This is a genomic window from Amycolatopsis cynarae (genome assembly GCF_026802195.1).
GTDB lineage: Bacteria > Actinomycetota > Actinomycetes > Mycobacteriales > Pseudonocardiaceae > Amycolatopsis_E > Amycolatopsis_E rhizosphaerae.
Map to the genome: position 1 here is coordinate 5,811,483 of NZ_CP113836.1, position 25,588 is coordinate 5,837,070.

The 25,588-nt window shown below is 67.0% G+C and carries 21 protein-coding genes, 1 tRNA gene and 1 rRNA gene; 9 read left to right on the top strand and 14 right to left on the bottom strand.

The annotated features are described in order from the left end of the window. Window positions 1-110 precede the first annotated feature (110 nt). Window positions 111-187 (bottom strand) — tRNA-Met (locus ORV05_RS27920). A 63-nt stretch (window positions 188-250) separates the two neighbouring features. After that, window positions 251-3,235, bottom strand: coding sequence for a UPF0182 family protein (locus tag ORV05_RS27925; RefSeq protein ID WP_268754977.1), 2,985 nt, complete (start codon window positions 3,233-3,235; stop codon window positions 251-253). A gap of 176 nt (window positions 3,236-3,411) precedes the next feature. On the opposite strand from ORV05_RS27925, the gene ORV05_RS27930 reads away from it, so the two are divergent. Beyond that, complete coding sequence (locus ORV05_RS27930) at window positions 3,412-3,972, top strand: PPA1309 family protein (RefSeq protein ID WP_268754978.1); 561 nt, start codon at window positions 3,412-3,414, stop codon at window positions 3,970-3,972. Window positions 3,973-4,051: 79 nt separating this feature from the next. Here ORV05_RS27930 and ORV05_RS27935 read toward each other — a convergent pair whose 3' ends face one another. After that, window positions 4,052-5,056, bottom strand: coding sequence for a YlbL family protein (locus tag ORV05_RS27935; protein WP_268754979.1), 1,005 nt, complete (start codon window positions 5,054-5,056; stop codon window positions 4,052-4,054). Window positions 5,057-5,322: 266 nt separating this feature from the next. Here ORV05_RS27935 and ORV05_RS27940 point away from each other — a divergent pair, with 266 nt between their 5' ends. After that, entirely contained in the window at window positions 5,323-6,672 is a 1,350-nt protein-coding gene (locus ORV05_RS27940; RefSeq protein WP_268759920.1) for a zinc-dependent metalloprotease, read from the top strand. 79 nt (window positions 6,673-6,751) lie between these two features. Here ORV05_RS27940 and ORV05_RS27945 read toward each other — a convergent pair whose 3' ends face one another. Next, window positions 6,752-7,321 (bottom strand): M48 metallopeptidase family protein, encoded by a 570-nt coding sequence (locus ORV05_RS27945; RefSeq protein ID WP_268759921.1) that lies wholly within the window; start codon window positions 7,319-7,321, stop codon window positions 6,752-6,754. A 264-nt stretch (window positions 7,322-7,585) separates the two neighbouring features. Between ORV05_RS27945 and ORV05_RS27950 the strand changes: the two genes are divergently transcribed. The 3 genes from ORV05_RS27950 to ORV05_RS27960 all read left to right on the top strand — a co-directional run bounded on the left by ORV05_RS27950 (window position 7,586) and on the right by ORV05_RS27960 (window position 11,016). Next, entirely contained in the window at window positions 7,586-8,539 is a 954-nt protein-coding gene (locus tag ORV05_RS27950; RefSeq protein WP_268754980.1) for a TOMM precursor leader peptide-binding protein, read from the top strand. Between the two features lie 57 nt (window positions 8,540-8,596). Continuing rightward, a complete protein-coding gene (locus ORV05_RS27955) occupies window positions 8,597-9,949 on the top strand; it encodes an ABC1 kinase family protein (protein ID WP_268754981.1) in 1,353 nt (450 codons plus the stop codon). A 422-nt stretch (window positions 9,950-10,371) separates the two neighbouring features. Beyond that, the gene (locus ORV05_RS27960) at window positions 10,372-11,016 is read left to right on the top strand and encodes a hypothetical protein (RefSeq protein WP_268754982.1); all 645 of its coding nucleotides are present in this window, start codon (window positions 10,372-10,374) and stop codon (window positions 11,014-11,016) included. A 193-nt stretch (window positions 11,017-11,209) separates the two neighbouring features. Here ORV05_RS27960 and ORV05_RS27970 read toward each other — a convergent pair whose 3' ends face one another. From ORV05_RS27970 to ORV05_RS27985, 4 genes are all read right to left on the bottom strand, one after another. Next, on the bottom strand, window positions 11,210-12,082 hold the full coding sequence (locus ORV05_RS27970; RefSeq protein WP_268754984.1) for a class I SAM-dependent methyltransferase: 873 nt from the start codon (window positions 12,080-12,082) through the stop codon (window positions 11,210-11,212). 342 nt (window positions 12,083-12,424) lie between these two features. Continuing rightward, complete coding sequence (locus ORV05_RS27975; RefSeq protein WP_326938093.1) at window positions 12,425-12,805, bottom strand: WhiB family transcriptional regulator; 381 nt, start codon at window positions 12,803-12,805, stop codon at window positions 12,425-12,427. Between the two features lie 114 nt (window positions 12,806-12,919). Continuing rightward, window positions 12,920-13,186: a hypothetical protein gene (locus tag ORV05_RS27980; protein ID WP_268754985.1), complete on the bottom strand. Its 267-nt coding sequence runs from the start codon at window positions 13,184-13,186 to the stop codon at window positions 12,920-12,922. 191 nt (window positions 13,187-13,377) lie between these two features. Continuing rightward, window positions 13,378-15,459, bottom strand: coding sequence for an ATP-dependent DNA helicase UvrD2 (locus ORV05_RS27985; protein ID WP_268754986.1), 2,082 nt, complete (start codon window positions 15,457-15,459; stop codon window positions 13,378-13,380). Window positions 15,460-15,523: 64 nt separating this feature from the next. Between ORV05_RS27985 and ORV05_RS27990 the strand changes: the two genes are divergently transcribed. Further along, window positions 15,524-16,252, top strand: a complete 729-nt coding sequence (locus tag ORV05_RS27990) for a DUF4191 domain-containing protein (protein ID WP_268754987.1) — start codon at window positions 15,524-15,526, stop codon at window positions 16,250-16,252. A gap of 331 nt (window positions 16,253-16,583) precedes the next feature. Here the strand turns inward: ORV05_RS27990 and map are convergent, their stop codons facing one another. Then, window positions 16,584-17,372 carry a type I methionyl aminopeptidase gene (map, locus tag ORV05_RS27995; RefSeq protein WP_268754988.1) on the bottom strand — a complete coding sequence of 263 codons (789 nt, stop codon included), beginning with the start codon at window positions 17,370-17,372 and terminating at the stop codon, window positions 16,584-16,586. Window positions 17,373-17,491: 119 nt separating this feature from the next. Between map and ORV05_RS28000 the strand changes: the two genes are divergently transcribed. Then, window positions 17,492-18,487, top strand: coding sequence for a hypothetical protein (locus ORV05_RS28000; RefSeq protein ID WP_268754989.1), 996 nt, complete (start codon window positions 17,492-17,494; stop codon window positions 18,485-18,487). Here ORV05_RS28000 and ORV05_RS28005 read toward each other — a convergent pair. Further along, a complete protein-coding gene (locus ORV05_RS28005; RefSeq protein WP_268754990.1) occupies window positions 18,417-18,902 on the bottom strand; it encodes an RDD family protein in 486 nt (161 codons plus the stop codon). The two genes, ORV05_RS28000 and ORV05_RS28005, sit on opposite strands and share 71 nt — an antisense overlap. Before the next feature lie 173 nt (window positions 18,903-19,075). On the opposite strand from ORV05_RS28005, the gene glnA reads away from it, so the two are divergent. Next, a complete protein-coding gene (glnA, locus tag ORV05_RS28010) occupies window positions 19,076-20,500 on the top strand; it encodes a type I glutamate--ammonia ligase (protein WP_268754991.1) in 1,425 nt (474 codons plus the stop codon). Window positions 20,501-20,732: 232 nt separating this feature from the next. Further along, window positions 20,733-20,966 (top strand): Wadjet anti-phage system protein JetD domain-containing protein, encoded by a 234-nt coding sequence (locus tag ORV05_RS36550; RefSeq protein ID WP_407652575.1) that lies wholly within the window; start codon window positions 20,733-20,735, stop codon window positions 20,964-20,966. A gap of 39 nt (window positions 20,967-21,005) precedes the next feature. Here ORV05_RS36550 and ORV05_RS28015 read toward each other — a convergent pair whose 3' ends face one another. The 4 genes from ORV05_RS28015 to rrf form a co-directional block, all read right to left on the bottom strand. Then, window positions 21,006-21,440: an acyl-CoA thioesterase gene (locus ORV05_RS28015; RefSeq protein WP_268754992.1), complete on the bottom strand. Its 435-nt coding sequence runs from the start codon at window positions 21,438-21,440 to the stop codon at window positions 21,006-21,008. Between the two features lie 42 nt (window positions 21,441-21,482). After that, entirely contained in the window at window positions 21,483-24,461 is a 2,979-nt protein-coding gene (locus ORV05_RS28020) for a bifunctional [glutamine synthetase] adenylyltransferase/[glutamine synthetase]-adenylyl-L-tyrosine phosphorylase (RefSeq protein ID WP_268754993.1), read from the bottom strand. A gap of 111 nt (window positions 24,462-24,572) precedes the next feature. Next, window positions 24,573-25,328, bottom strand: a complete 756-nt coding sequence (locus tag ORV05_RS28025) for a type 1 glutamine amidotransferase (protein WP_268754994.1) — start codon at window positions 25,326-25,328, stop codon at window positions 24,573-24,575. 96 nt (window positions 25,329-25,424) lie between these two features. After that, window positions 25,425-25,541: ribosomal RNA gene (gene rrf / locus ORV05_RS28030) — 5S ribosomal RNA — on the bottom strand. Between the last annotated feature and the right edge of the window lie 47 nt (window positions 25,542-25,588).

A 25,588-nucleotide genomic window follows, 5' to 3' on the forward strand; every position in this document is an offset into this window, starting at 1 on the left:
TGGCCGCCAGCTCCGTCCACAATGGCCATTCAAATCCGCCATCCGGCCCAACCAGTGATAGCCCACACGTACGAAAGAGGCCCGATCCGTTCGGATCGGGCCTCTTTCTCTGGTAGCGGGGACAGGATTTGAACCTGCGACCTCTGGGTTATGAGCCCAGCGAGCTACCGAGCTGCTCCACCCCGCGTTGTGATACCCAGCTTACGCCCTGGTTTCGCCGAGGTGTCAGCGGGGTACCGCAAACAATCGATCATCCGCCGGGCTGGGTGGTCGTCGGGGCGGTGGAGGTCGTTCCTCCGCTGCCCTTCGCGGCCTCGTAGGCGCGGGTGGCGGTGTCGAGCGCGGCGAGCGCCTGCCCCTGGGCGGCGAAATCGCCGCTCTGCTGGGCCTGCTTCAGCTGGTTGAGCGCCGTCTGGATGTCGGCGACCGCCTTGTCCAGCGCCGGGTTCGATCCGGCGGCCGGCGGCACCGTGGAGTTCGATCCGGGCGGCGTCGTCGGGCTGGTCGGTGTGGACTGGGAGGGTTGCGTCGGCGGGGTTGCTGACTGGTTCGCCCCGTCGCCGAAGACCTGCTTCAGTGCGTCGCCGAGAGTCGAGGCGAAGCCGATCTTCGACCCGTAGGAGACCAGCACCCTGGCGAGCTGCGGGTAGCTGTTCTGGTTGCGCTGCTGGATGTAGACGGGTTCGACGTAGAGGAACCCTCCGTCCAGCGGAAGCGTGATCAGGTTGCCGAAGATGACGGTGACGCTCTGGTTGCTGAACAGGGTGCGTTCCTGGGCGAACCGTGAGTCGCTCTGGAACTTGTTCTGGACCTGGACCGGCCCGTCGACCTGACTGTTGCCGCCGGCGGCGGTGGGCAGTTTCAGGACCCGGATGGTGCCGTAGTCGGCCGGGTCGGACGATACCGACATCCACGCCGCCAGATACTGCCGTTGGAGGGCCGTCAAGGGACTGGTGAGCTGGAACGTCGTCCTACCCTCCCCCGGCGCCTGGCCCAGCACGTAGTAGCCGGGCTGGTTGGCCAGGCCCGAAGCCTCGAGGTTCGTGCCGCCCTCCTGGGTGGGGTCCTGGGGGACGTTCCAGAAGGTGTTGGTCGTGTAGAACTCCTGCGGGTCGCCCACGTGGTACTTGGCGAGCAGCTCACGCTGCACCTTGAACAGGTCCTCCGGGTAGCGGAAGTGCGCCCGCAGGTCGGGCGAGATCTCGGAGCTCGGCGTCACGGTGCCGGGGAAGACCTGTTCCCAGGCCTTGAGCACGGGGTCCTTGTCGTCGACCGAGTAGAGCGTGACCGTCCCGTTGAACGCGTCCACGGTCGCCTTCACCGAGTTGCGGATGTAGTTGATCGTGCTGTTGGCCTGGCGGGCGACCCCGCTGAGCGAGTCCTCGGTCGCCTGGCCGAGCGCGGTCTGCTGTGCGTACGGGTAGTTGTTCAGCGTGGTGTAGCCATCGACGATCCATTGGACCCGGTTGCCGACCACGGCGGGATAGGGGTCGCCGTCGACGGTCAGCCACGGCGCCACCATCTGGACCCGCTGTCGCGGATCACGGTTGTACATGATCTTGGAGCCGTCGCTGATGGCATCGGAGAACAGGATGTTGCGTTCCCCGTACTTGGCCGCGAAGGCGAGCCGGTTGAACAGGTTGTCGATCGGGACGCCGCCGGAACCGTCGTAGCGGTAGTTGCTGTTGGCGGCACTGTCGTACTCGCCGGGCGCCTTGCCGGGCTGTCCGCCGACGATCGCGTAGTCGTTGGTCAGCTCTCCGTAGTAGATCCGTGGCTCCCTCACCGGGATCCCGGGTGCCGCGGGGTTGGCCGGGTCGAGCCCCGCCCCGGTCGGGTTCTGCGTGTCGCTGGTCGCCGCGATCGGGTAGCCGCCGTCGCTGTTCGCGCTGCTGACCGCCCGGTCGATGGTGTTGGCCTGCGCGGCGACGAAGCCGTTGCCGTGCGTGTACACCATGTGCTTGTTGATCCAGCTGGTCTGGTTGCCGGTCAGGTTCGCGGTGTTGATCTCCCGCGCGGCGACGATGTAGTCCTGCGTCTTGCCGCTGACCTCGTAGCGATCGATGTCGAGTTTGGCCGGGAAACCGTAGAAGTTCTCGCGGCCGACGCGCTGGGTGAAGGTCGGGGAGAGCACGTTCGGGTCGAGCAGGCGGATGTTCGGCACCGTCGTGGTGTCGGAGCTGATCTGCGCGGCGGTGGCCTGCCCGGCTCCCGAATAGTCGATGTACTGCACGTTGTTCAGGCCGAACGCGTCCTTGGTGGCCGCCATGTTGCGGCTGATCGAAAGCGCTTCCTTCTGGTTGGCGTTCGGCTTCACCGAGAACTGCTCGAGGATCGCGGGCCAGGCCGCGCCGACCAGCACGCCGGACAGGATGAGCAGCACCAGGGCGATGGCGGGCAGTTGGATGTTGCGCAGGAACGCGCCCGCGAAGAACGCGACGGCGCAGATCGCCGAGATGCACAGCAGGATCAGCTTGGCCGGCAGCACCGCGTTGAGATCGGTGTAGGTGGCGCCGTTGAACAGTGGCGCTCCGCGGTCGGACAGCAACAGGCTGTACCGGTCGAAGAAGTACTCGACGGCCTTCAGCAGAACGAACAGACCGGCGGTCACGGCCAACTGGACGCGGGCGGGTCCGGAGAGCTGGCCGCCGCGGCCTGCCAGCCTGATCCCCCCGAAGAGGTACTGCGCGATCAGGCCCCCGATGAAGGCGATCGTGGTCGCGACGAAGAGCCAGCCGAGCAGCCACTCGTAGAACGGCAGCGAGAAGGCGTAGAAGCCGATGTCGTTGCCGAACTCGGGGTCGGTCTGGCCGAAGCTGGTGCCGTGGAGGAACAACTGCACCCGCTGCCAGTCGCCCTCCCCGGTTGCGCCCGCGATCAGACCGGCGACCAACGGGATCCCGATGCCGAACAGCCGGATGCGGCCGACCACCGCCGAGCGGTAACGGGACAGCGGGTCGTCCGCGCCGGACAACGGCACGAACACGGGGCGGGTGCGGTAGGCGATCCACAGGCTCAGTGCGAGCGAGCCCCCCACGAGCAGCCCGATCGCGAAGAACAGGACGATGCGGGTCACCACGACGGTGTTGAACACCTGGCGAGCGCCGACCTCACCGAACCACAGCCAGTTGATGTAGGTGTCCAGCAGTCTTGCCCCGAGGAGCAGCGCCAGGACGATCACGGCGGCAATGATGAGCAGGATCCGGCTGCGGCGAGACAGCTTCGGCAAGCTCACAGGGGGCCGGTTGGCCACTGTCACACGCTCCTGTTGTCGCGAGATCTTTCCGGGGGCACTGAAACCGCACGCTACCCCTGGTTACCTAACTCTACGGAGGCCGCTCCGGGTTCCCGGGGCCGCCCGAATCGGACACCGGGCAGCCGGGGTGGCCGTTCGCCTGACACCATTAAGTGATGGCATCCCCTGAGAAACAGGCCTCCCCGGTGGCGGCGGTCGCCCGCGAGGTCGAGGAGTTCGTCGCCTCGGCCGGCTGGGACCAGCCACCACAGCTGTTCGCGCTCGTGTCCACGAAGGACCTGCTCGCCGAGCAACCCGACCTCGCGGACGAACTGGACACGGAGAGCCCGCTGACCCCGGTGGCGCAGGACGCGGCTCTCGAAGGCGACCTGGCCGAGGCGTTGGGCCGGATCGGCTGGCCGGATGCCGTCGCGGGCTGCGCGGTCTCCCAGGAGATCATCGTTCTCCCGCCGAGCGCCGAAGCCGAACTGCCGGACCAGGAGGTCACCGACATCGAGCGGTTGCGCAAGGCCGCCGCGGACCACCCCGACCGGACCGAGGCCCGTCTGGTCGCCGCGGTGCTACGGGACGGCCCCGCCGCCTGTGTGATGCGCCTGCGGGGCTACAGCCGCCCCAGCCAGGATGAGGAAGGCGGCGAACCCGTCGACGAGATCATCGAGAACCCCGACCTCGCCCCGAACCTTCTCGACGCCCTGCGGGCCACCCTCGCCCCCTGAGCATCTCGGATGTCGAGCAAGGGACGTTTACTACGGCTGAAGCGGTAGTAAACGTCCCTTGCTCCAGTTCACGGCCTGGTCAGCAGGAAGGGGTCGCTTTCCCGGCCTTGAGGTCCTCGAGGGCGGTGAGCGCGCTGTCGAGGCTGGTCACCTTGACCAGTTTCAGGCCGGATGGGGCCGCGGCAGCCGCCTCCGCGCAGTTTGGCGCGGGCGTGAGGAACACCGTCGCCCCGGCCTCGCGTGCCCCGATCACCTTGAACGAAATGCCACCGATGGGCCCCACGTTGCCCTTCTCGTCGATCTCGCCGGTTCCCGCGACGTGCTCCCCGGACACCATCGCTCCCGGCGTGAGCCGGTCGACGATCGCCAGTGCGAACATCAGGCCGGCGGACGGACCGCCGACCTTCTGCAGCGACACCTTCACGTCGAAGGGAACATCCGCCCGGTCGATCGGCTGAAGTCCCATGAAGCCTTGTTCCTGCTTCGGGTCCGGGTTCGCGGCAAGGGTCAGCGAGCCGGTCCGCGGAGCGTCGTTCCCGTGCTGGAACGTGAGGGAAACCGTCTGCCCGGCCCTGGTGCCCGCCAGCGCGGCTCGCACGTCTTCTTCCTGTGCGATCGACTTGCCGTTGACCATGAGCAGCCGGTCGCCTGCGGACAGCAAGCGGTCGGCGGGGCTGCCGGACACGACCTCCTGCACCAGCACCTTGACCGGGTAGCCGAGGTGCTTCAGCGCCGCGACCTCGGCGTTGCTCTGGGAGTCCTGGAACTCCTTGACGTTCTCCTGCTGGACCTGTTCGTCGCTCTCCCCCGGCTTGAAGTACTCCTCGCGGGGGGCGAGCGCGTACCGCCCGCTCGCCCACAGGCCGAGTGCACCGAACAGGCTGATCTGGTCGTTGAGGGACACGGTGGTCATGCGCAGTTCCCCGGCCGTCGGGTAGGTCTGCTGCCCGTTGATCTGGATGACCGGAGCGCCGTCGACGTTGCCGAGCGTGTCGTAGGTGGGGCCGGGGCCGATCGCCACATAAGGCACCCGGACGAAGGCCCCGATCAGCCCGAACACGAGCACGAAAACACCACTTGCCACCACGGTCCAGCCCCGCCGGCTCAGCCGCTGTTGCCCATTCAGGGGAGGCGTACGGCGAGCATGCTTGGCACGGGTGACCGCATCGGGGCCAGAATCGGCCGCGCTCACCGGGACGGCTCCTCCACCTGTGGTTTCCTCGCGGGACTCGCTCACCCGAGACAGCGTACGGTGGCCGACGTAAGGTTCCGATCACCAGCCCTGGTCGTGCCCGGAAAACGGTCACGGCTGGCGACGTGTCCTGGGCGACAGCCGCGTACGGTGGTGTTATGAGCAATCTCCCGTTCGGCTTCGGACTCCCCGATCCCGACAAGCGCGGCGAAAACGAGCCGGAGGGCGGTGGCCCCCAGTCCGGCGCCGATGCGTTCAACCAGCTCGGCCAGATGCTGAGCCAGTTGGGCCAGATGCTCAGCCAGGCGGGCAGTTCGAGCGGGCCGGTCAACTACGACCTGGCCCAGCAGATCGCCCTGCAGAAGCTGAGCGGGACCGAGGGGAGCAAGATCGGTTTCGCCTCGGGCGGTGATGCCGACAGCGCTGTCCGGGACTCGGCTCACCTGGCAGAGCTTTGGCTGGACGGGGCGACGATTCTGCCCGCGGGCGCCAACAAGACGGTGGCCTGGTCCGCGCGGGACTGGGTGCAGAAGACGCTGCCGACATGGCAGCGGCTGTGCGACCCGGTGGCCCGGCAGGTTTCGGGCGCCTGGGTGGAGGCCTTGCCTGCGGAAGCGAAGCAGGCGGCTGGGCCGCTGTTGTCCATGGTTGGCCAGATGGGGGGAATGGCCTTCGGTTCCCAGCTGGGCAACGCACTCGCGCAGCTCGCCTCCGAGGTGTTGACCTCCACCGAAGTGGGCCTGCCGCTGGGCCCGGACGCGACGTCCGCTCTGCTTCCCGCGAACATCGAGAAGTTCACCGAGGGGCTCGAGCTTCCGAACAGCGAAGTCCTCGTCTTCATCGCCGCACGTGAGGCCGCACATCAGCGGCTGTTCAGCCACGTGCCGTGGCTGCGGCAACGGCTGCTCGCGACGGTGGAGGAGTTTGCGCACGGGATCAAGGTCGACACCTCCTCGCTGGAGCAGTTGGCCGGGCAGGTCGACCCGAGCAATCCGGCGAGCATTGAAGAAGCGATGTCGTCCGGCCTGCTCGAACCGAAGACGACACCCGAACAGCAGGCCGCGCTGACCCGTCTCGAAACACTGCTGGCACTGGTCGAAGGCTGGGTGGACGTGGTGGTGGCGGAGGCGGTCGGCGATCGCCTGCCGGGTGCCGACGCGCTTCGGGAGACCCTGCGCCGCCGGCGTGCCACGGGCGGTCCCGCCGAGCAGACGTTCGCCACGCTGGTGGGCTTGGAACTGCGGCCCCGCCGCATGCGCGCGGCCTCCGCACTGTGGAAGCTCGTAGGCGATCGCCATGGCATCGAGAAGCGCGACGGGCTCTGGTCGCACCCGGACCTGATGCCCACCGCCGAAGACCTCGACGACCCGCTGGAGTTCAGCGACCGTCTGAGCGAGCAGTCGACGCTCGACACCGTGGATCCGCTCGCCGAACTCGAGCGCACGCAGAAGCCCGAAGGTGAATCCGAAGACAATTCAGATTCAGGACCGGGCGAGGCCAAGGCCTGACCCACCTCGTTTTCCGCAGCAAGGGATGTTTGCTACTGATGCGCAGTAGCAAACATCCCTTGCTCCGTCTCTGCTCTGCTCACTCCTCGTCCAGCTCGCTGATCCCCCAGCCCGCGGCCGCCGACAGCCCCTCCAGGTAGCCGATCGCACGCTCGGTCTTCGGGTAACGCCGCACCAGCTCCCAGAACCGGGCATCGTGGCCGTGCACGCGCAGATGGGCGAGTTCGTGCACCAACACGTAGTCGAGGACCCACGACGGGACGTCGCGAAGCCGTTCACTCACCCGGATCGTCCTGTCCGTCGGTGTGCACGAGGCCCACCGGGTGCGCATCGGCGGCACCCACCTGACGGACTTCGGGAGGGTGTCCCGGTCGAGATACCGCGCGGACAGCTGGGCGCACCGTGCCAGCAAGGCCGCGTCGGACTGCCGCGCCGGCGAGGCACGCCTCGACTCGGTGCGCTGGAGCTTGCGCTCCATCTCCGCCACCCAATGCTTCTCTTCGGCGCGGCTCATCCCGGCCGGAATGAGCACGACGAGCGTGTCGCCGTCCCGGTACGCCGTGACCGTGCTCCGCCTGCGCGCGCTGCGCCGGACTTCGATCTTCTGCTGGGAAGCACCTGCCGGCTCCGTCTTGTCCCCGCCCCTCAAGGAGGGCACCCGTGCATTCGCCACGCGTCAACGTTAAGGGCAGGCACCGACAAGTTGGGAGGCCTCGAAGGCGGAACACCCGAGTTATCCACAAGGAATTCCACCTGTGGATAACTCGGCTTTGCGGTTAGCCGACTGTTAGCGGGATTTGCGAAGCTGTGGTGCATGAGTGACCAAAAGACGACAATCCGTCATGACCCCCGGCTCCCACGGCGCCCTCGGCTGAAGGCAGGCCTCGGCGTCTTCGACCGGCGCCCGGGTGAAGTGCAGATAGGGCTCGACCCCCGCCACGCCATGGTGGCAAGCGACCTGCCGTCCGATCTGGTGCGGGCGCTCCGCCTGGTCGACGGCCGCCACCGGCTGGACGAACTGCTCGATCTGACCGGGAGCGAGCACCGGGAGCAGTTACGGGAACTCCTCCTCACACTCACGAGGCTGGGCCTGGTCGAGGAGGCCTGGGCTCCGGCCGGGCACGGCCGGGTGGCGGGCGAGGTGGATCTTTGGTCGTTGCGTGCCCGCCAACCCGTCCACGATGCCTTCACCCGCCGCGCGCACAGCGCGGTCGTGCTGTATGGCACGGGTCGGTTGACCATGGCCATCGCGACTCTGCTCGCCGCATCCGGCGTCGGCCACGTACAGGTCGAGGCGGAGGGGCTCGTCGCCGTGCAGGACGTCGGCACCGGCTACCTCGAATCGGATATCGGCAGGCAGCGGCGGCTCGCCGCCGCTGCCGCCATCACCAGGGTCAACCGCGCGGTCAAGAACCGCAGGCTGAGCCGCGATCGCCAACCGGAACTGGCCGTTTTGGCGGACGCCATCGTCCCCGCACCCGAACTCGTCCGCCTCCTCATGCACGAAGGCGTCCCGCACCTACCGGTACGGATCCGCGAAGGGCTCGGCATCGTCGGTCCTCTCGTCTATCCGGGCCGCAGCACATGCCTCGGCTGTGCCGATCTGCACCGCAAGGCGAGAGACTTCCGCTGGCCCGTGGTCGCGGGCCAGTTGGCCGGCCGCAGCCAGCCGGCCGATCTGGGGACCGTGCAGGCGACGGCAGGCGTGGCGGTCGGGCAGATACTGCGGGCGCTGAGCCCCGGAGACGGACCGCCCCCGACCTGGAACACCACCATAGAAATCGACACCTTCGACGGGACCATCGAACACAGAGCGTGGCCGCCGTATCCCGACTGCGACTGTGGCGCCCAGGCGAGACATCAATGACGGCCTACTTCTCCCGACGGCTGCGCAACGGATCATCGGGAGGGCACAATCGCTAGGGTGACCGACTTCCAGGATCGTGACGACCGGGACGCCTCCGCGCTGCCGCGCAGAACCGCCGCGAGGACGGCGAAGCTGGCCAGTCTGCCGCTGGGCATCGCCGGCCGCGCCGTCGGCGGCTGGGGGCGCAGGCTGTCGGGCCAAAGCGCGAAGGATGTGAACGCCGCACTATCCGCGAAGGCCGCCGAGCAGTTGTTCGAGGTGCTGGGCACGCTCAAGGGCGGCGCGATGAAGTTCGGTCAGACCCTTAGTGTGTTCGAAGCCGCGGTGCCCGACGAGATGGCGGCGCCCTACCGGGACGCTCTGACCCGGCTGCAGTCTGCCGCCCCGCCCATGTCCGGCAAACAGGCGCAGCGAGTACTCGCCGAGCAGCTCGGCCGGTCCTGGCGGGATCGCTTCCGTGAGTTCGACGACGAACCGACGGCGGCCGCCAGCATCGGTCAGGTTCACCGCGGCGTGTGGCATGACGGGCGGCAGGTCGCGGTCAAGGTGCAGTATCCGGGCGCCGATGAGGCGCTGCGCAGTGATCTTCGGCAGTTGCAGCGATTCAGCCGGCTCTTCCAGGCGCTGCTGCCCGGAACGGAAGTAAAGCCGCTACTCGCCGAACTGGCCGCCCGCATGGACGAGGAGCTCGACTACCGTGGCGAAGCGGAAAGCCAGCGGGCGTTCGCCAAGGCGTTCGCGGGCGACGAGCACGTACTCATCCCGAAGGTGATCGCCAGCGCGCCGAAGACACTGGTCACCGAATGGGTGAGCGGCACCCCTCTTTCGAAGATCATTTCGGGGGGTGACGCGGCCACCCGGAACGAGGTCGGTGCGCTGCTCGCGGAGTTTCACTACTCTTCACCGGCACGGGTGGGCTTGCTGCATTCCGACCCGCACCCAGGCAACTTCCTTCTGGTGGAAGACGGTCGTCTCGCGGTCATCGACTTCGGGGCGGTGGCCCGGTTGCCCCACGGCATCCCCCATCATCTCGGCGAGATGACGAGGCTTGCCCTCGACGGGCGGTCCGAAGAGTTGATGCAGCTCCTAAGAGAAGCCGGTTTCGTCCGGCCGGGCACGGAACTGGAGGCCGAGGACGTGTTGGCCTATCTGGCTCCGTTCACCCAGCCCCTGGCTACCGAGCGGTTCCATTTCACGAGGAAGTGGATGCAGCAGCAGGCCATGCGGGTCGGTGACACCCGCGGGCGGGACTTCCGCATCGGGCGGTCGCTGAACCTGCCGCCGGAATACCTCATGATCCACCGCGTCACGGCCGGATCCACCGGGATCCTGTGCCAGCTCGGTGCGGAGATCCCGGTCCGGGCGATCGTGGAGAAGTGGCAGCCGGGTTTCACCGACGAAGACGACTGAGGCGTTTATCCACAGCCCGGGGATTTTCGCGTGGAACCCGCCATCCACACCGGCAATCCATCCACAGTTCTCGGATCCGGATTCCCGGTGGTGCGCAGCCGGTCCAGTCTGGAGTCATGGGACGTTCAACTTCTGCCACGCGCGCGGCCGCGTCCGTCATCGCTCCCGACGGGGTCGCGACCTGCGCCGGACTGCGCCGAGAAGGGGTAACGCCGGGCGTTCTCGCGTCCCGGTGCCGCCCCGGTGGTCCGTGGCGACGGCTGCTGCCCGGTGTCGTTCAACTCGGCACGGAGCAGCTGAACCGGCGTCAACAGCTTCTGGCTGCGACCTGGTACGCGGGACCCGGCTCGGTGGTGACTGCCCTCGACGCACTGCGCGTACACGGCGCGCGAGTCTCACCGCCCCCCGAGGTACACGTCCTCGTGCCGGTTCAGCGCCGGATCTCTTCGCGGGACTTCGCCCGTCTGGAGCGGACATCTCGCCTGCCACAGCCTATCGTCCACGACGGGATCGCCTTCGCCCCGCCGGCCCGGGCGGCGATCGACGCGGCCAGGCACGAATCCTCCCCCGAGCGGTTACGCCGTTTGCTCTCGTTGCCGGTCTATTACGGGCTGTGCAGCGGAAGCGAACTCCACGCCGAACTCGCTCGAGGCAATCAACGAGGGACCGCAGCCGCGCGCGAGGTCCTGCGTGGTCTGGGTTCGCTGACTGACGTCCATCTCCGGGGCTCAGCCGGCCAGGTTCTCGACAACCTTCCCCTGCCACCCCCGCTGTGGCGGGTCACGGTGTGCAACCCGCAGGGACGTCCGGTCGGCGTGGTGGACGCATGGTGGGACGAGGTCGGACTCGGCTGGCAGTTCGACGCGGACGACAACGAGTTCCCGGTGCAGAAAAGAAACGATCTCGCACTCATCGCGGCCGGCGTGGTCATCGTGCGCACGCCGCCCGAGCGACTACGGGACGACGTCCGGCGCACCGCCCGCGAACTCGTGAGTGCCTTCGCAGCCGCTGCCAAGAGACCCCGCCCACAGGTGCTGGCCATGGGCATGGTGACATCCACGAGTTGAGGCCTCGCCGAGGGCTACCAGTATTCCTCGGGCAGCTTGCCTTCGATGTCACGTGCGTGGTCTCTCGCACACCGGACGCACAACCAGCGAACTCCGCCCTTCACGCGCTCGAACACCCAGGCCAGGGCGGCCGATGGATCGTCCTCATCCCGACGGCGAATACCGCAACGAGCGCAGACGGCCTGCTCCGCGCTCAACTACGCAGTCCGAAATGGACGGTGCGGGTGCCCAGCACGTAAAGGTCGTCGCGGCGGCCCAGATACTGGCTGTCAGAGGGATCGAGCAACCGGTGTGCCACCTTTCGGTCGTCATCAGCGATCCGGTCACCGACGTGGTCGAGCAGCCGCGTAAGCCGGTTGACCGCGAAAGCCCGAACGACCTCCGTGGTCGGCGCCGGGTGATCGATGAGACGGCTGAAGGACCCTACGTCTGCCAGACCCGCACGGCTCAGCGCAGTGGTCCAGCCGTAGGGCATGGACACTACCCCGTCCATCCCACCACGCATCTCACGGAACCAGCCGTCGCGCGCCGCCAGGAGTCGCCGTTCGAAGCCGGGCTCTCCGATCCCCAGGTCCCAGGGCAGCGTTTCGATCTCCAGCCCGCCCTCGGCCAGTGCCAACGTTCCCTTCGGTGCCAGTGCCTGGGCAAGACGCGTAACCGCCGCTTGCTGGTCGGGCAGGTGGTGCACCACGGAGGCTGCCCAGATCAGGTTCGCGGACGGCAGGATTGTGACCAGGTCATCACGGGCCAGGTCTGTCCGGACGGTGCTGACCTCGACCTGCTTCTCCCCTGCCTGCTCGGCGGTCTCGGCTGCGACTTCGAGCAGTTCGGGCACGGCGTCCACGAGCAGAAGAGTGCCACCTCCCCGGCTGGAGAGCGCCGCGGCGAGCGCGGCGCTCATCCCTCCGGTTCCCGAACCAACGTCGATGACCGTCGCCTTTTCGGGCAGCGTCGCCGTCAGTCGCGCCGCGATCTGCGCGAACGCCGCCCCGCTCAACTCGTCCGTCTGCCGCAGGTCAGGAATCCGTTCAGCCCAGTCGATGTGGTCATGCGTGTGTCCAGCCATGCCGCCATTCAACACGACCCACGCATCACCCCCTGTCGAAGCAAGGGATGTTTGCTTCGAACGAGATCCGTAGCAAACATCCCTTGCTTCACTCAACTGCCGGTCAGACGCGGACGCGAAGCAGACGCTCCATCGTCCACCGAGTCATGCGCTGCCACCGCAGCCCGACCACAGCGCCAGGGCGGGAGCGTTGCCCGGCGGTTGGCGCACGCAGGTCCCGTATTCGGGCTCTCGCCAGTTCTTCGTACATCAACATTTCGCTGGTTTCCTTGTTCGTCACAGGTATGGCCTTGAAGAGGGCTGGCTCCGTGGCAGGCTCTTCACGGGTGAAAGGTGCGAAGCTCATGCGGCCGCGCTCCGCTGCTCGCGCACGTTCCGATGCTCGACGACCGGGTGCTTACGGGGACGTCCCCTGGGCCGCTTGCGGGCGACCACGACACCACGCTCGAAGATTTCGCCACCCCAGACGCCCCACGGCTCACGGCGGGCGAGCGCACCGGCCAGGCACGCTTGCCGGATCGGGCAGTCGGCGCAGAAATGCTTGGCCCGTTCCAGATCCGCGGGCGATTCCGCGAACCACAGGTCAGCGTCTCCCGACCGGCAGGGCAGGTCGGGGATAGGTGAGGTCACGGCGTCGAGCAAGTCGCCGACCCCCATCGTGTGGGGATCGGTCAGCTCGTCGGGTAACGCCCCCTCTGACGCGAAGGCGATTGCCGATGACATTCCCGTTCTCCTTTGTGTAGTAACGGTTTTTGTTGTGGAGGGTGCTGCACAAACACGAAGGCCGCGGATCCGGTTTACGGTTCCGCGGCCTTCGTGAGCCTGTTTCCCTGCGTGTCAGGGGCTTCGCTCGAGCAGAGGGTGCGGAACGTGGATCTTCGGCTGCTTGGCCTTGGCGTAATCGGCGATCGCCGGGACATCACTGCCGGACACACGGGTCCACTCGGTGACGTGACGAAGTCGGACGATCACTCCGGCCGACAGCACAGCGTCGCTGGCCCGTCGCATACCGGTGCCCAGACCGACAGGAGCGGCCACGACGGGGGCGCAGGACAGCGCGGTGCCATGATTAGCGATCGACGTAAATGTCTTCACTTCCGGCACCTCCTCTCGCTGTCCACTGCTCATCGCCGTCGAGGACGATCGAAACCTGTCGGGCGGCTGCGGCCACCCGTCGCATGCAGGCTATGGCCCATCCGCACACCGGGGCAACCGATTTTCCGCAAGACTCTTCAAATCGACGAAGATTGCCCCTGAGCAGCGGCTCCGCCGCACGAATCACCGCTTCGACGCGGTCAACCTCGCTCGCCGCGGATCACGGCCAGCACATCGGCTCCGAACCGCTCGACTTTGCCCGACCCGATCCCCGAAATCGACACCAAACCATGTCGGTCGTGAGGTTGCTGCTCGGCGATCGCCAGGAGTGTGGCGTCGGTGAACACCACGAACGGGGGCACCTTGAGCTCCCTGGCCCTACTGCTGCGCCAGTTCTTCAGCCGTGCCAGCAGATCTTCGTCCAGCGTGGACGGGCAGCCATCACAACGGCCGAGCTTGATCTCCATCGTGTCGCGTAGCGGTCCACCGCAGACCCGGCAGCGCGGCTTCGCCGCCTTCGAGGTCTGCTGGCCCCGACGCACCCTGGCGTCGGGATGTTGCTCGGGTAACAAGCCGTAGAGGAACCGGCTGCGCCTGCGATGCCGACGACCGCCGGGATGCCGGGACAGCGACCACGACAACCACAGATGCTCGCGGGCCCGTGTCACTCCCACGTAGAACAGCCGCCGCTCCTCCTCGATCGCGTTGTCGTCGCCATCGGCGTGCTGGATCGGGAGAGTGCCTTCGGCGAGCCCGACGAGGAAGACGGCATCCCATTCGAGCCCCTTCGCCGCGTGGAGCGAGGCGAGCGTCACGCCCTCGACCGTCGGCGGGTGCTGCGCAGCGGCCCGCTGCTCGAGTTCGGCGACGTACCGCCTCAGGTCCGCACCCTCGACCGTCGCCGCCAGCTCCTCGGCGAGTTCGACGAGCGACAGCAATCCGTCCCAGCGCTCTTTTGCGGCACCGCCTGCCGGTGGTTGCTCGGTCAGGCCGACGGGCGCCAGCACGGAACGCACTGCTGTCACAAGCTCGGTCGGTGGAGGATCTCCCGCCGCCGTGCGCAGCGAGATCATCGCCTGGCGTATTTCACGCCGATCGAAAAACCGCTCTCCACCCCGCACCAGATACGGGACACCGGCGTCCGCGAGAGCCTGCTCGTAGGTCTCGGACTGGGCATTCACGCGGTAGAGCACCGCAACCTCACTCGCCGCGACACCTGCCTCGAGCAGTTGCCGGACCCGCGAGGCCACGGCTGTGGCCTCGGCTGGCTCGTCGTCGAACTCGGCGAAACGCGGCTCCGGCCCGTCCGGACGCTGCCCGACCAGGCGGAGCCGGGAGCCTGCCGGGCGGTTGCGTGCCGCTCCGATCACCTTGTTGGCCAGCGCCACGACCTGCGGAGTCGATCGGTAGTCGCGCTCGAGCCGGACCACCGTCGCCTCCGGGAACCGGCGGGTGAACTCGAGCAGAGGGCGCGGCGAGGCACCACCGAACGAGTAGATGGTCTGGTTGGCGTCGCCCACGACGGTCAGATCGTCACGGCCGCCAAGCCAGGCGTCGAGAAGACGCTGCTGTAGCGGAGTCACGTCCTGGTATTCGTCCACGATGAAACAGCGGTAACGGTCGCGGAACTCCCTCGCCACCTCTCCGTGTTCCTCCAGCACGGCCGTGGTGTGCAGCAGGAGATCGTCGAAGTCGAGGACCTGGGCGTTGTTCTTGATCGCCTCGTAGGCCCGGTATACCTCGGCGACCTGGGCCGGGGAAGCAGGCACATCGCGTTGGGCGCGTGCCGCTGCGACGGGATAGTCCTCGGGGGTGATCAGCGAAGCCTTCGCCCATTCGACCTCGCTCGCCAGATCGCGCAGGATTTCCGGCTCCGTGCCGAGCCCGACCCGGTGTGCGGCCTGCCCGACCAGCCGGAGCTTGCCCTCGAGCAGGTCCCACGGCCGATCCCCCACCACCCGGGGCCAGAAGTACCGCAGCTGACGGCGGGCGGCCGCGTGGAACGTCAGGGCCTGAGCCCCCTCCACCCCGAGGGCTCGCAGGCGCGCCCGCATCTCACCCGCGGCCCGTGCGGTGAAGGTCACCGCAAGCACCTGACCAGCGGCGACGTGGCCAGAGCGGATGAGGTGCGCGATGCGGTGGGTGATCGTTCGCGTCTTCCCCGTCCCCGCGCCGGCCAGCACGCACACCGGCCCTCGCGGCGCGATGGCGGCGGCTCGCTGTTCCGGGTCGAGTCCGTCGAGCAGGCTCGGCCGGTCGGAGGTCGGGGATGTGGCAGCCACGTTCGCATCCTCGCAGAGGGGGCCGACAGATTCCGCGCTGGCCACCCGCCCGTATCCTGGTGCAATGGCGGGAAAGCAGGATAAAGAGGCTGCCAAGCAGGCCAAGCAGGAACGGCGCGCGGCAAGCAAGGCCCGGCGTGGGCAGATCTTCGAAGCGTTCAAGGTGCAGCGCCGGGAGGACAAGGCGCTCATCCCCTGGATGCTGGGCTCCTTCCTCGTTATCACCGGCGTGGTGTTCGGGGTCGGGTTCCTCTTCAAACTCCAGTGGATCCTGCTGCCGCTGGGCATCGTGCTCGGCCTGCTGGCCGCAATGATCATTTTCGGGCGCCGGGTACAGCGCACGGTGTTCACGAAGGCCGATGGCCAGCCGGGCGCGGCAGGATGGGCGTTGGACAACCTGCGCGGCCAGTGGCGAGTGACCCAGACGGTCGCCGCGACGACCCAGCTTGACGCCGTGCACCGCGTGCTCGGCGCGCCGGGCGTGATCCTCGTGGCGGAGGGTGCACCCCACCGAGTGAAGAACCTGCTCGCCCAGGAGAAGAAACGTGTCGCGCGTCTGGTGGGCAGCACGCCCATCTACGACGTCGTCGTCGGCAACGAAGAGGGGCAGGTCCCGCTGCGTCGCCTGCAGTCGTACCTGATGAAGCTGCCACGCAACCTCAAGGGCCCCCAGGTCGATGCGCTCGAAACACGGCTCGCCGCCCTCGGCAACCGCGGCGCGGCCATGCCGAAGGGCCCGCTCCCCCAGGGCGCGAAGATGCGGAGCGTGCAGCGAACCCTCCGCCGTCGCTGACGGTCCCTGCCCGCTTTCCGAAGCAAGGGGTGTTTCCTACGGATGATCCGTAGGAAACACCCCTTGCTTCATCTTTGCCCCGCTTCAGCCCTCTCGCGTGTCGCAATCCCGCTGCGGCATCACCCAGTTGGGCTGTGATGAGTGTTCTCGTCGGTGTCGAGCACGATGAAGCCCAGCACCTCGCACCAGAACGCCGCCAGCCGTTGCGGGTCCAGTGAAGGGATCACCAGTTCGGAAATTCGAGAAGCCGTGATCGGGACCCTATACAGCTCAACCGAACGCACTTACGGTGGTGGATCCGTCCGGCGCCGATCGACGATGCGCAGAATCATCACGCGTTAGGGGTTTGCTCCGTGTCGCGCCGGGTGAGCACCAAGGGGGCGTCCTCGGTGATGGCGATCGTGTGCTCGGAGTGGGCCGTGCGTGAGCCGTCGGCCGACCGGATGGTCCAGCCGTCGGCGTCGTAGACGATCCGGTCGGTCGTGCGGGCGAACCAGGGTTCGAGCGCGAGGGTCAGGCCCGGCCGGAGTTTGAGGCCGCGACCTGCCCTGCCCTTGTTGGAAACGTGGAGTTCCTCGTGCATGGTGCGGCCGATGCCGTGACCGCCGAACTCGGTGTTGACCGGATAGCCGTAGTCGCAGGCCACCGCCCAGATCGCCGCCGAGATGTCACCCAGGCGGTTGCCCGGACGTGCCACCTTGATCGCCGCCTCCAACGCTTCCTCGGTGGCACGGATGATCCGCAGGTCCTCCTCGGCGGCAGTCCCGACGACGATGGTGCGCGCCGAATCGGCCACCCAGCCATCGATGCCGACTGCGAGGTCCGCGCTGAGCACGTCCCCGTCGCGCAGTGTGTAGTCGTGGGGCAGGCCGTGCAGGACGGCGTCGTTGACCGAGAGGCAGATGACGTTGCGGAACGGTCCCTTGCCGAAGGACGGAGCGTAGTCCCAGTAGCACGACTCCGCCCCGCGCCGTTTGATCATGCCGCGCACGTGGTGCTCCAGGTCCAGGAGGTTGACGCCCACGTCGGCGAGCCGGCCGACCTCGGAGAGCACCTCGGCGACGAAACGTCCCGCCACGTGCATGCGTTCGATCTCCGCAGGCGTCTTCAGTTCAATCACGAATACCTCACGTCACCGGATGTTGGTATGATTATACCGGTACCTTAGCACGCGTCGGTATAGTAATACCAGCACGATGAACGCCCAAAAATGTCAGTGGGTAGTTGCAGGATGACAGTGTGCCATCGAAGCAGCTCGCGCCCGATCACGAAGCGCTGATCGCGTTGTTCCCGGAAGGCGTCGCGCCCCGGGCAACGTTGGTCGCGCTCGGCTTGTCACATTCGACGATCTCTGCACGCTGCCGTCCCGGCAGGGTCTGGCAGCGACCGATCCCCGGCGTGATCGTGCTCAACAGCGACCCGTTGAGCAGAGCACAACTGCACCGCGCAGCCCTGGTGCACGCCGGCGCACGCGCCATGATCACGGGGATCGAGGCGGCGAGGTTGCATGGCCTGACCCGCCTCCCGCCAGGGGAGGCCGTGCACGTACTGGTACCGCACACGAGCGGAGTGAGTTCATGGGGCTTCGCGACCGTCGAACGAACGATCCATCTCCCTGCCCCCGTCGTAATCGAGCGAGTCCCGGTCGCTCCGCTTGCCCGCGCCCTCTTCGACGCGGCGCGTCGCATGACCGATCTTTCCGCGGTCCGCGCCATGATCAAGGAGGCCGTCGGTCGCGGCCTGTGCGATCCGCGGGATCTGCAACGCGAGATCGAGTCGGGTTCCACGATCGGCTCGGCTCTTCCCCGCCGTGTGGTGCACGAGATCCACGCAGCGGTCCGCTCGGCGTCCGAAGCCTGGGCTCGAGAAATACTCCGGCGCAGCGGGCTGCCAGAACCGGAATGGCAGGTCGAACTGGAAGATCAGGACGGCGTGTTCCTCGGCCACGCCGATGCCTATTGGGCCGAGGTCGGCCTGCTCTGGCGAATCGCGTGGGCGGAGTTCAGCCTCGAAGACCAGGAGCCAAATCCGGCACCGGCGGGAGCCGGGGCAATCGTGGTGGAGACCTTGCCCTCTCAGCTCCGCGACAACCCGCTCAGGGTGATCGAGCAACTACGAAAAGCGTACGAAACGGCCGCGGGGCGTCCCCCACCGCCCATAAGGATCAGCGGAAACGGACGACGGCCGTCCCGGTCAGCCGGTCCAGCCAGTTCCGCCCGTCGGCATTGCGGATGATTGCCGGAACGATGAGGAACGTCAGGACCGCGCGCACGGTCGCCCGCCACGGGCCGACCAGGGAAACACCGTCCAGCCTGCCCACCCTGATCCCGGTCACAGCCATGCCCGGCGTGAAGCCGAAGAAGGCGACCGGTACCGCCGTGATCACGGCCCACACCACCACCGACCACAGGTTGTACGTCTGCATGGCCGCCGTGTCCTGCAGATTCGGCCGCAGGAACAAGGAAGTCACCAGCGAAGCCAGCACCAGGTCGATCACCAGCGCGAGCAGCCGGGATCCGCCACCGGCCACGGAGCCAGGGCCCTCCTCGGGTAGCCCCAATCGCTCACCGCGCCAGCGCGGTGGCTCTGCGTCGCCCCCTGTCAAGCCGGTTGCAGAGCCCGACAACCACTCACCGGTCCATCTCGCCACTCATCCAGGGTATGCGGTTGGCCCGAAAGCTGCTCTCGCCGGCCTACCGGCCAAAAACGAGTCGCCCGTTAACCTGCGCGAAACATACGGGTGACGGTCGGGCAACACCACCCTCTTAGCGTGAGCCGAAGAGAGTACTGCCCCCGGCGGTAAAAACGAAGGAGTTACAGAGGGTGTCCACTACACCAGACGATATCCAGCGTCTCATCGCCGATGAGAACGTGCAGTTTGTCGATGTCAGGTTCTGTGATCTGCCGGGCGTCATGCAGCACTTCACCGTCCCCGCGAAGGCCTTCGACGAGGAGGCGTTCAACGAGGGGCTGGCCTTCGACGGCTCCTCGGTGCGTGGCTTCCAGTCGATCCACGAGTCGGACATGCTCCTGCTGCCCGACCCGGACACGGCTCGGATCGACCCGTTCCGCAAGGAGAAGACCCTCTCGATCAACTTCTTCGTGCACGACCCCTTCACCCGTGAGGCCTACAGCCGGGACCCGCGCAACATCGCCCGCAAGGCCGAGCAGTACATCGCCGAGTCCGGCGTAGCCGACACCGTGTTCTTCGGTCCGGAAGCCGAGTTCTACCTCTTCGACTCGATCCGGTTCGGTTCCTCCGAGAACGCCACCTTCCACGAGATCGACTCGGTCGAAGGCTGGTGGAACACCGGCCGCGAGGAAGAGGGCGGCAACCGCGGGTACAAGACCCGCTTCAAGGGCGGCTACTTCCCCGTCCCGCCGGTCGACCACTTCGCCGACCTGCGTGACGAGATCAGCAAGAACCTGCAGGGCTCCGGTTTCGAGATCGAGCGCGCGCACCACGAGGTGGGCACCGCCGGCCAGACCGAGATCAACTACAAGTTCAACACGCTGCTGCACGCCGCCGACGACCTGCAGCTGTTCAAGTACATCGTGAAGAACACCGCCTGGAACGCCGGCAAGACCGCGACCTTCATGCCGAAGCCGCTGTTCGGCGACAACGGCTCGGGCATGCACTGCCACCAGTCGCTGTGGAAGGACGGCGTGCCGCTGTTCTACGACGAGTCCGGCTACGCCGGCCTGTCGGACATGGCGCGCCACTACATCGGCGGTATCCTCGCGCACGCGCCGAGCCTGCTGGCCTTCACCAACCCGACGGTGAACTCGTTCCACCGTCTGGTTCCGGGCTTCGAGGCTCCGGTCAGCCTGGTCTACTCGCAGCGGAACCGCTCGGCCTGCGTCCGTATCCCGATCACCGGCACGAACGCCAAGGCCAAGCGCATCGAGTTCCGCTGCCCGGACTCGTCGGGCAACCCGTACCTGGCGTTCGCGGCCATGATGATGGCGGGCCTCGACGGCATCAAGAACAAGATCGAGCCGGCCGACCCGATCGACAAGGACCTCTACGAGCTGCCGCCCGAGGAGGCCAAGGACGTCAAGCTCGTCCCGTCCGACCTGGGCACGGTTCTCGACAACCTGGAAGCCGACCACGACTTCCTCACCGAGGGTGGCGTATTCACCCCGGACGTGATCGAGACCTGGATCTCCTTCAAGCGGGAGAACGAGATCGACCCGCTGCGCCTTCGGCCGCACCCGTACGAGTTCGCGCTCTACTACGACGTGTGATCCGAAATCGCTTTGACCTGTAATAACACCTGGTTTCGACCGCCCCAGGCCGCCTACGGGTCGTCATAGCGAAAAGAACGGCCGGTTCCGCCACCCGCGCGGAACCGGCCGTTCGTCACTCTTCGCGGCCGAAGGCCGATCACCATACTTACGCAAAGCGTTTTCCGCACCTGAGGACTACACCACCGGGCACGCAGGCCCGCGGCAGCCTGCTCGGCTACTGGGAAGGAGCATGGCGTCGTCATCGGCCCGTCTGCTTCTGCGAGTCGGAGTTCAAGACCTACCTCACTACACGAACCGTGACATCGCAGGATTCGCCTCCCAGCTCATCCAGCAGGCGGAGCACGAAGCCGCGCTCTACACCGATCTCGTCGAAGACGCCCTTGGCACCGTCCGTCTCGAACAGGAACGCATCTCGTATGCAGCCATCGAGACAGCAGTACGAAACCCGATCACAGCGGATTAGAGCAAGGGATGTTTGCTACGGACGCTGACGCCGCTCCGCCTACTCGGCGGTCGACAGCACCGTGAGGTCGAACCCGGCGCGCAGGAACCGTCCGCGGGGATCGTCGACGAGTTTGCGGCGCTCGAGATCCATCAGTCCGAGCGTGACGGTGAGGTCGGCCGAGAGTGTCCCGTCGAGCTTGACGATCTCCTGAACCATCTGGAACGTCTTGCCGCTGCCGAACTTCGTGTCGCAGGTCACCTGGACGATGTCACCCATGCGAAGCTCTCGCCGATAGTTGATGCTGGACGCGAGCAGCACGGGCGAGATGTTCTCGGCCCGGAAGGGGTCGCCTCCCTGTGCCGCCTTCTCGATCGCCTCGATCCGCGCGACCTCGGCATACGAGTGGTAGACGGCGTGGTTGAGATGCCCCAGGGGATCCAACTCGTAGAGCCGCACCTTGATCTGCGTACGGAACGGTTCGCGCTCAGTCACTCATCCACTGTAGAGCTGCATCCGCCGATCCCAGCTGTGACATCAATCTTCGTAGAAGACCCGCTCGACGATGGCATGGGCCCGGCGGGTCGTCCGCCGGTAGAAATCCAGGAACTCGCCGGGGTCGGTCTCCTCGCCGTAGCCCATGATGCGGGCGACCGCGGCCAGGGGACGCCCACTCGACGGCACCTGATCGACTGCCTTGCCTCGAACCAGCATGGACGCGTTCCGCACATGAGTCGCCAGCAGCCACGCCTCGGTCAGTGAGGCCGCGTCCTCCGCGTCGACGTATCCGGACTCCGCCAGTACGGCGAGCGCCGCCGGGGTCGAAGTCGTCCGCAACTCTGGCACGGCGTGCGCGTGCCGCAACTGGAGCAGCTGGACGGTCCACTCGACGTCGGCCAACCCGCCCCGGCCCAGTTTGGTGTGGAGAGTGGGATCGGCTCCCTTGGGCATGCGCTCGTCCTGCACGCGCGCCTTCATCCGCCGCACTTCCCGCACCCGTGCCGGATCGAGGCCCTGGTCCGGATAGCGGATCGGATCCACCATGGTGAGGAAACGGGTTCCCAGTTCCTCGTCGCCGGCCACGAAACGTGCCCGGAGCAGAGCCTGCGCCTCCCACACCTGGCTCCACCGCGCGTAGTACGCACGGTAGGAATCAAGCGTGCGGACCAGAGGGCCACCCCTCCCCTCGGGACGGAGGTCGGCATCGACGTGCAAGGGCGGGTCGGCACTCGGCGCGCCGAGCATCTCCTGCACGGTCTTCGCCACGATCAACGCGAAACGCACGGCCTCCTCGTCGCTGGCTCCGTCGTTGGCCTCGCAGACGAACAGCACGTCCGCATCCGATCCGTACCCCAACTCGGCGCCCCCCAGACGCCCCATTCCAATCACAGCGATCTTCGCCGGAGCGTTTCCGGTCTCGGCGGTACGCTTCCGAAGTGCCGCGGCAAGGGCACCCTGCAGCACCGCGACCCAGACGCTGGACAGTGCCTCGCACACGGCACGGACGTCGAGCAGCCCCAGCAGGTCGGCAGCGGCCACGCGCAGCATCTCGTGCCGCCGCAACGACCGTGCGGCGGCGACGGCCGCTTTCAGCCCAGGCTGGCGCCGGACCGTGGCACGCAGCGACTTGGCCACCTCTTCGGGCTCACGGCCGGCCAGTGCGGCCGGATCCCCCAGTAGTTGCAGCACTTCAGGCGCCCGGACCAGAAGATCCGGCACGAGTTTGGCGGTGCCGAGCAGGCACGCTAGCCGCTCGACGACGGCTCCTTCGTCTCTCAGGACGCGGAGGTACCAGGGAGTGTCTTCCAGTGCTTCGGACACCTTGCGGTACGCGAGAAGACCGCCATCCGGATCCGGCGTGTCGGCCAACAGGTCGAGCAGCACCGGAAGGAGTGTGTGCTGGATCGAGGCCCGCCGCGAAACTCCGGCGGTGAGGGCCTTGATGTGTTGCAACGCCCCATCAGGCGCCGCATAGCCGAGTGCGGCAAGCCTCGTGGCAGCCTGTTTTGTGGTCAGCCGCAATGCTTCCGAAGGCACGCTCGCAACCGATTGCAGCAGCGGACGGTAGAAGAGCTTTTCGTGGAGCCGCCGGATCCGCTGGGCATGCCGGCGGAAGTCGGCCACAAGTACCTCGCCCTCGCTTCTCCCTCGTTCCGCCTTGATCCCGATCGACCTGGCCAAGACGCGCAGTTCCGCGGTCTCGTGGTGGTCCGGGAACAGGTGGGTGCGGCGCAGCCGCCGGAGTTGGAGCCGGTGTTCGACGGTGCGCAGGAACTCATAAGAGATCTCGAGCTCCGCCGCGTCGGCCCGGCCGACGTAACCTCGACCGCCGAGTGCGTTCAGCGCCTCCATGGTGGATGGCGAGCGCAGCTCCGGATCGGCTCGGCCGTGAACCAGCTGCAACAGTTGCACGGCGAACTCGACGTCCCGCAGCCCGCCGCGGCCGAGCTTGAGCTCGCGGTCGGCCAGTTCTGACGGTACGTGTTTCTCCACGCGCCTGCGCATCTGCTGGACGTCGGCGACGAAGTTCTCCCGTTCCGCCGCCGTCCAAACCAGCGAGTCCACCATCTCGGCGTACTGGCGGCCGAGTTCGGGGTCGCCTGCGACGGGCCGGGCCTTCAGCAGGGCCTGGAACTCCCAGGTACGGGCCCATTTCCGGTAGTACGCGGTGTGCCCCTCAAGGGTTCGCACCAGCGCTCCGGCCTTGCCCTCGGGACGCAATGCGGCATCGACCTCGAAACACGCCTTGCCCACAACGCGCATCATGGTACTGGCGAGCCTGGTGGCGAGCGGGAGATCACCTTCGCCGACGAAGACCACGTCGACATCGCTGACGTAGTTCAGCTCGTGCCCACCGCACTTGCCCATTGCGATCACGGCCAGGCGCGCGGCGTCCGGGTCGGTGACCTTCAATTCCGCGTGCGCGACGGCCAGGCCGGTGGACAGTGCCGCCTCGGCGAGGGCCGTCAGTTTGTCGGTGATTTCGGTGTAGGACGGACGTTCCAACTCGCTTTCGACGAGGTGTCCGAGGTCTGCTGCAGCGATTTCCAGCAGCATGCCCCGGTAGGCCGTCCGCAGGGCCTGTTCGGCGGAGCCGTGCGTCAGCGTCGTGCCGGCATCCTGGACTGCCTCGAGCAGAATATCGACATAGCGCTCTTTTTTCGTTCCCTTGTCCCGCGCAAGGCGTGGCCATTCGTGCGGGTAACCGACCAGGAAATCCGCGAGCGCGCTCGATGTCCCGAGGACTCCGATCAGGCGGCCACGCAGCGACGGGTCTTCGCGCAAGGCTTCGGACAGTTTCCGCCAACCGGTCTCGTCGGCCTCGCGGAGGCGGTCAAGACCGCGGAGGGCAAGATCGGGGTCGGCGGACCGGGACAGGGCAGTGAGGACCTCGATACCGGCCGGTTCGGGCCCACCCTCGCCCCACCAGCCCAGAGAACGGAGCTGCGCTTCGGCGCGATCGTCGGTCAAGCCGTACCGTGCGGGGGACGCCGCTCCCCGTACCTGCTCTGCCATCAGCCTCCACCGTAGCCTGCCCGCCGCCCCTCCCCCGGCTACAACTCGATAGCAAGGGATGTTTGCTTCGGATGGGCCGCAGTAAACATCCCTTGCTCGTCTCCTGGGCGGTCAGGTGAGGGGGAGATGGCGGGGGTTTGCTGCGGCGGGCAGGACTGCGCCTGCGGCGAGTTGGACGAACCTTGCGGCGAAGGGCTGCCAGGTCTCAGCCAGGTCGGTGTGGACCTGCGCCAGTGTGGCGGCCTCGAATGCCCCCGGTTTCGCAGCCGACATCATGTCCGGAACGTCCTTCGCCCAGGCCTGGACGACTTCGACGGTGGTCTCGATATGGAACTGGATGCCATAGCCGCATCGCCCGATGCGAAACGCCTGATTCGGATAGCGGGGAGCCGAGGCCAAGAGGACGGCGTTGCCCGGCAACCGGGTGATGGCATCTTCGTGGAAATGGAGAACGTCGGGCATCAACGGTAGTTCAGCGAACAACGGGTCGGTCCAGGCGGCGTCCTTCTTCGCGACCAAGCTCGCACCGACTTCCGGGCCGTGCTCCCCTTTCTCCACCTGCCCACCGGCGGCGATGGCCAGAAGCTGAGCCCCGAGGCAGATACCCAACGTGGGGAGGGTTTGAAGCACTGCGGTGTTGAGAAGTCGGCGGACAGGTACCAGCCATGGGTGCGCCAGGTCGTCATTGGCGCTCATGCCTCCGCCGAGACAGACGAGACCCTGATATCCGTCGAGGTCGTCGGGCAACGAACTGGTCGAGGGCAGCCGAATGTCGAGTTCGGCGCCGGCGTCGATGAGCCAGTCGCCGAGGGGACCGATCGGATCGGTCTGATCGGGCTGGATGATCAGCAGGCGAGGCGCGGTCACGTCGCCAGGATACGGGCATGAATGCAGAAAGCCCCAGGGTCTGGGAGATCCCTTGCGGGTTCTCGACCAGAGCCCTGAGGCTTCCTGTCAATGAGTGTTCGGCGGTGTCCTACTCTCCCACACCCCTTCGAGTGCAGTACCATCGGCGCTGGTGGGCTTAGCTTCCGGGTTCGGAATGGAACCGGGCGTTTCCCCACCGCCATGACCACCGAAACATTATGATCACACACAACCACTATCCAATAAACAGGGTCGCGTGG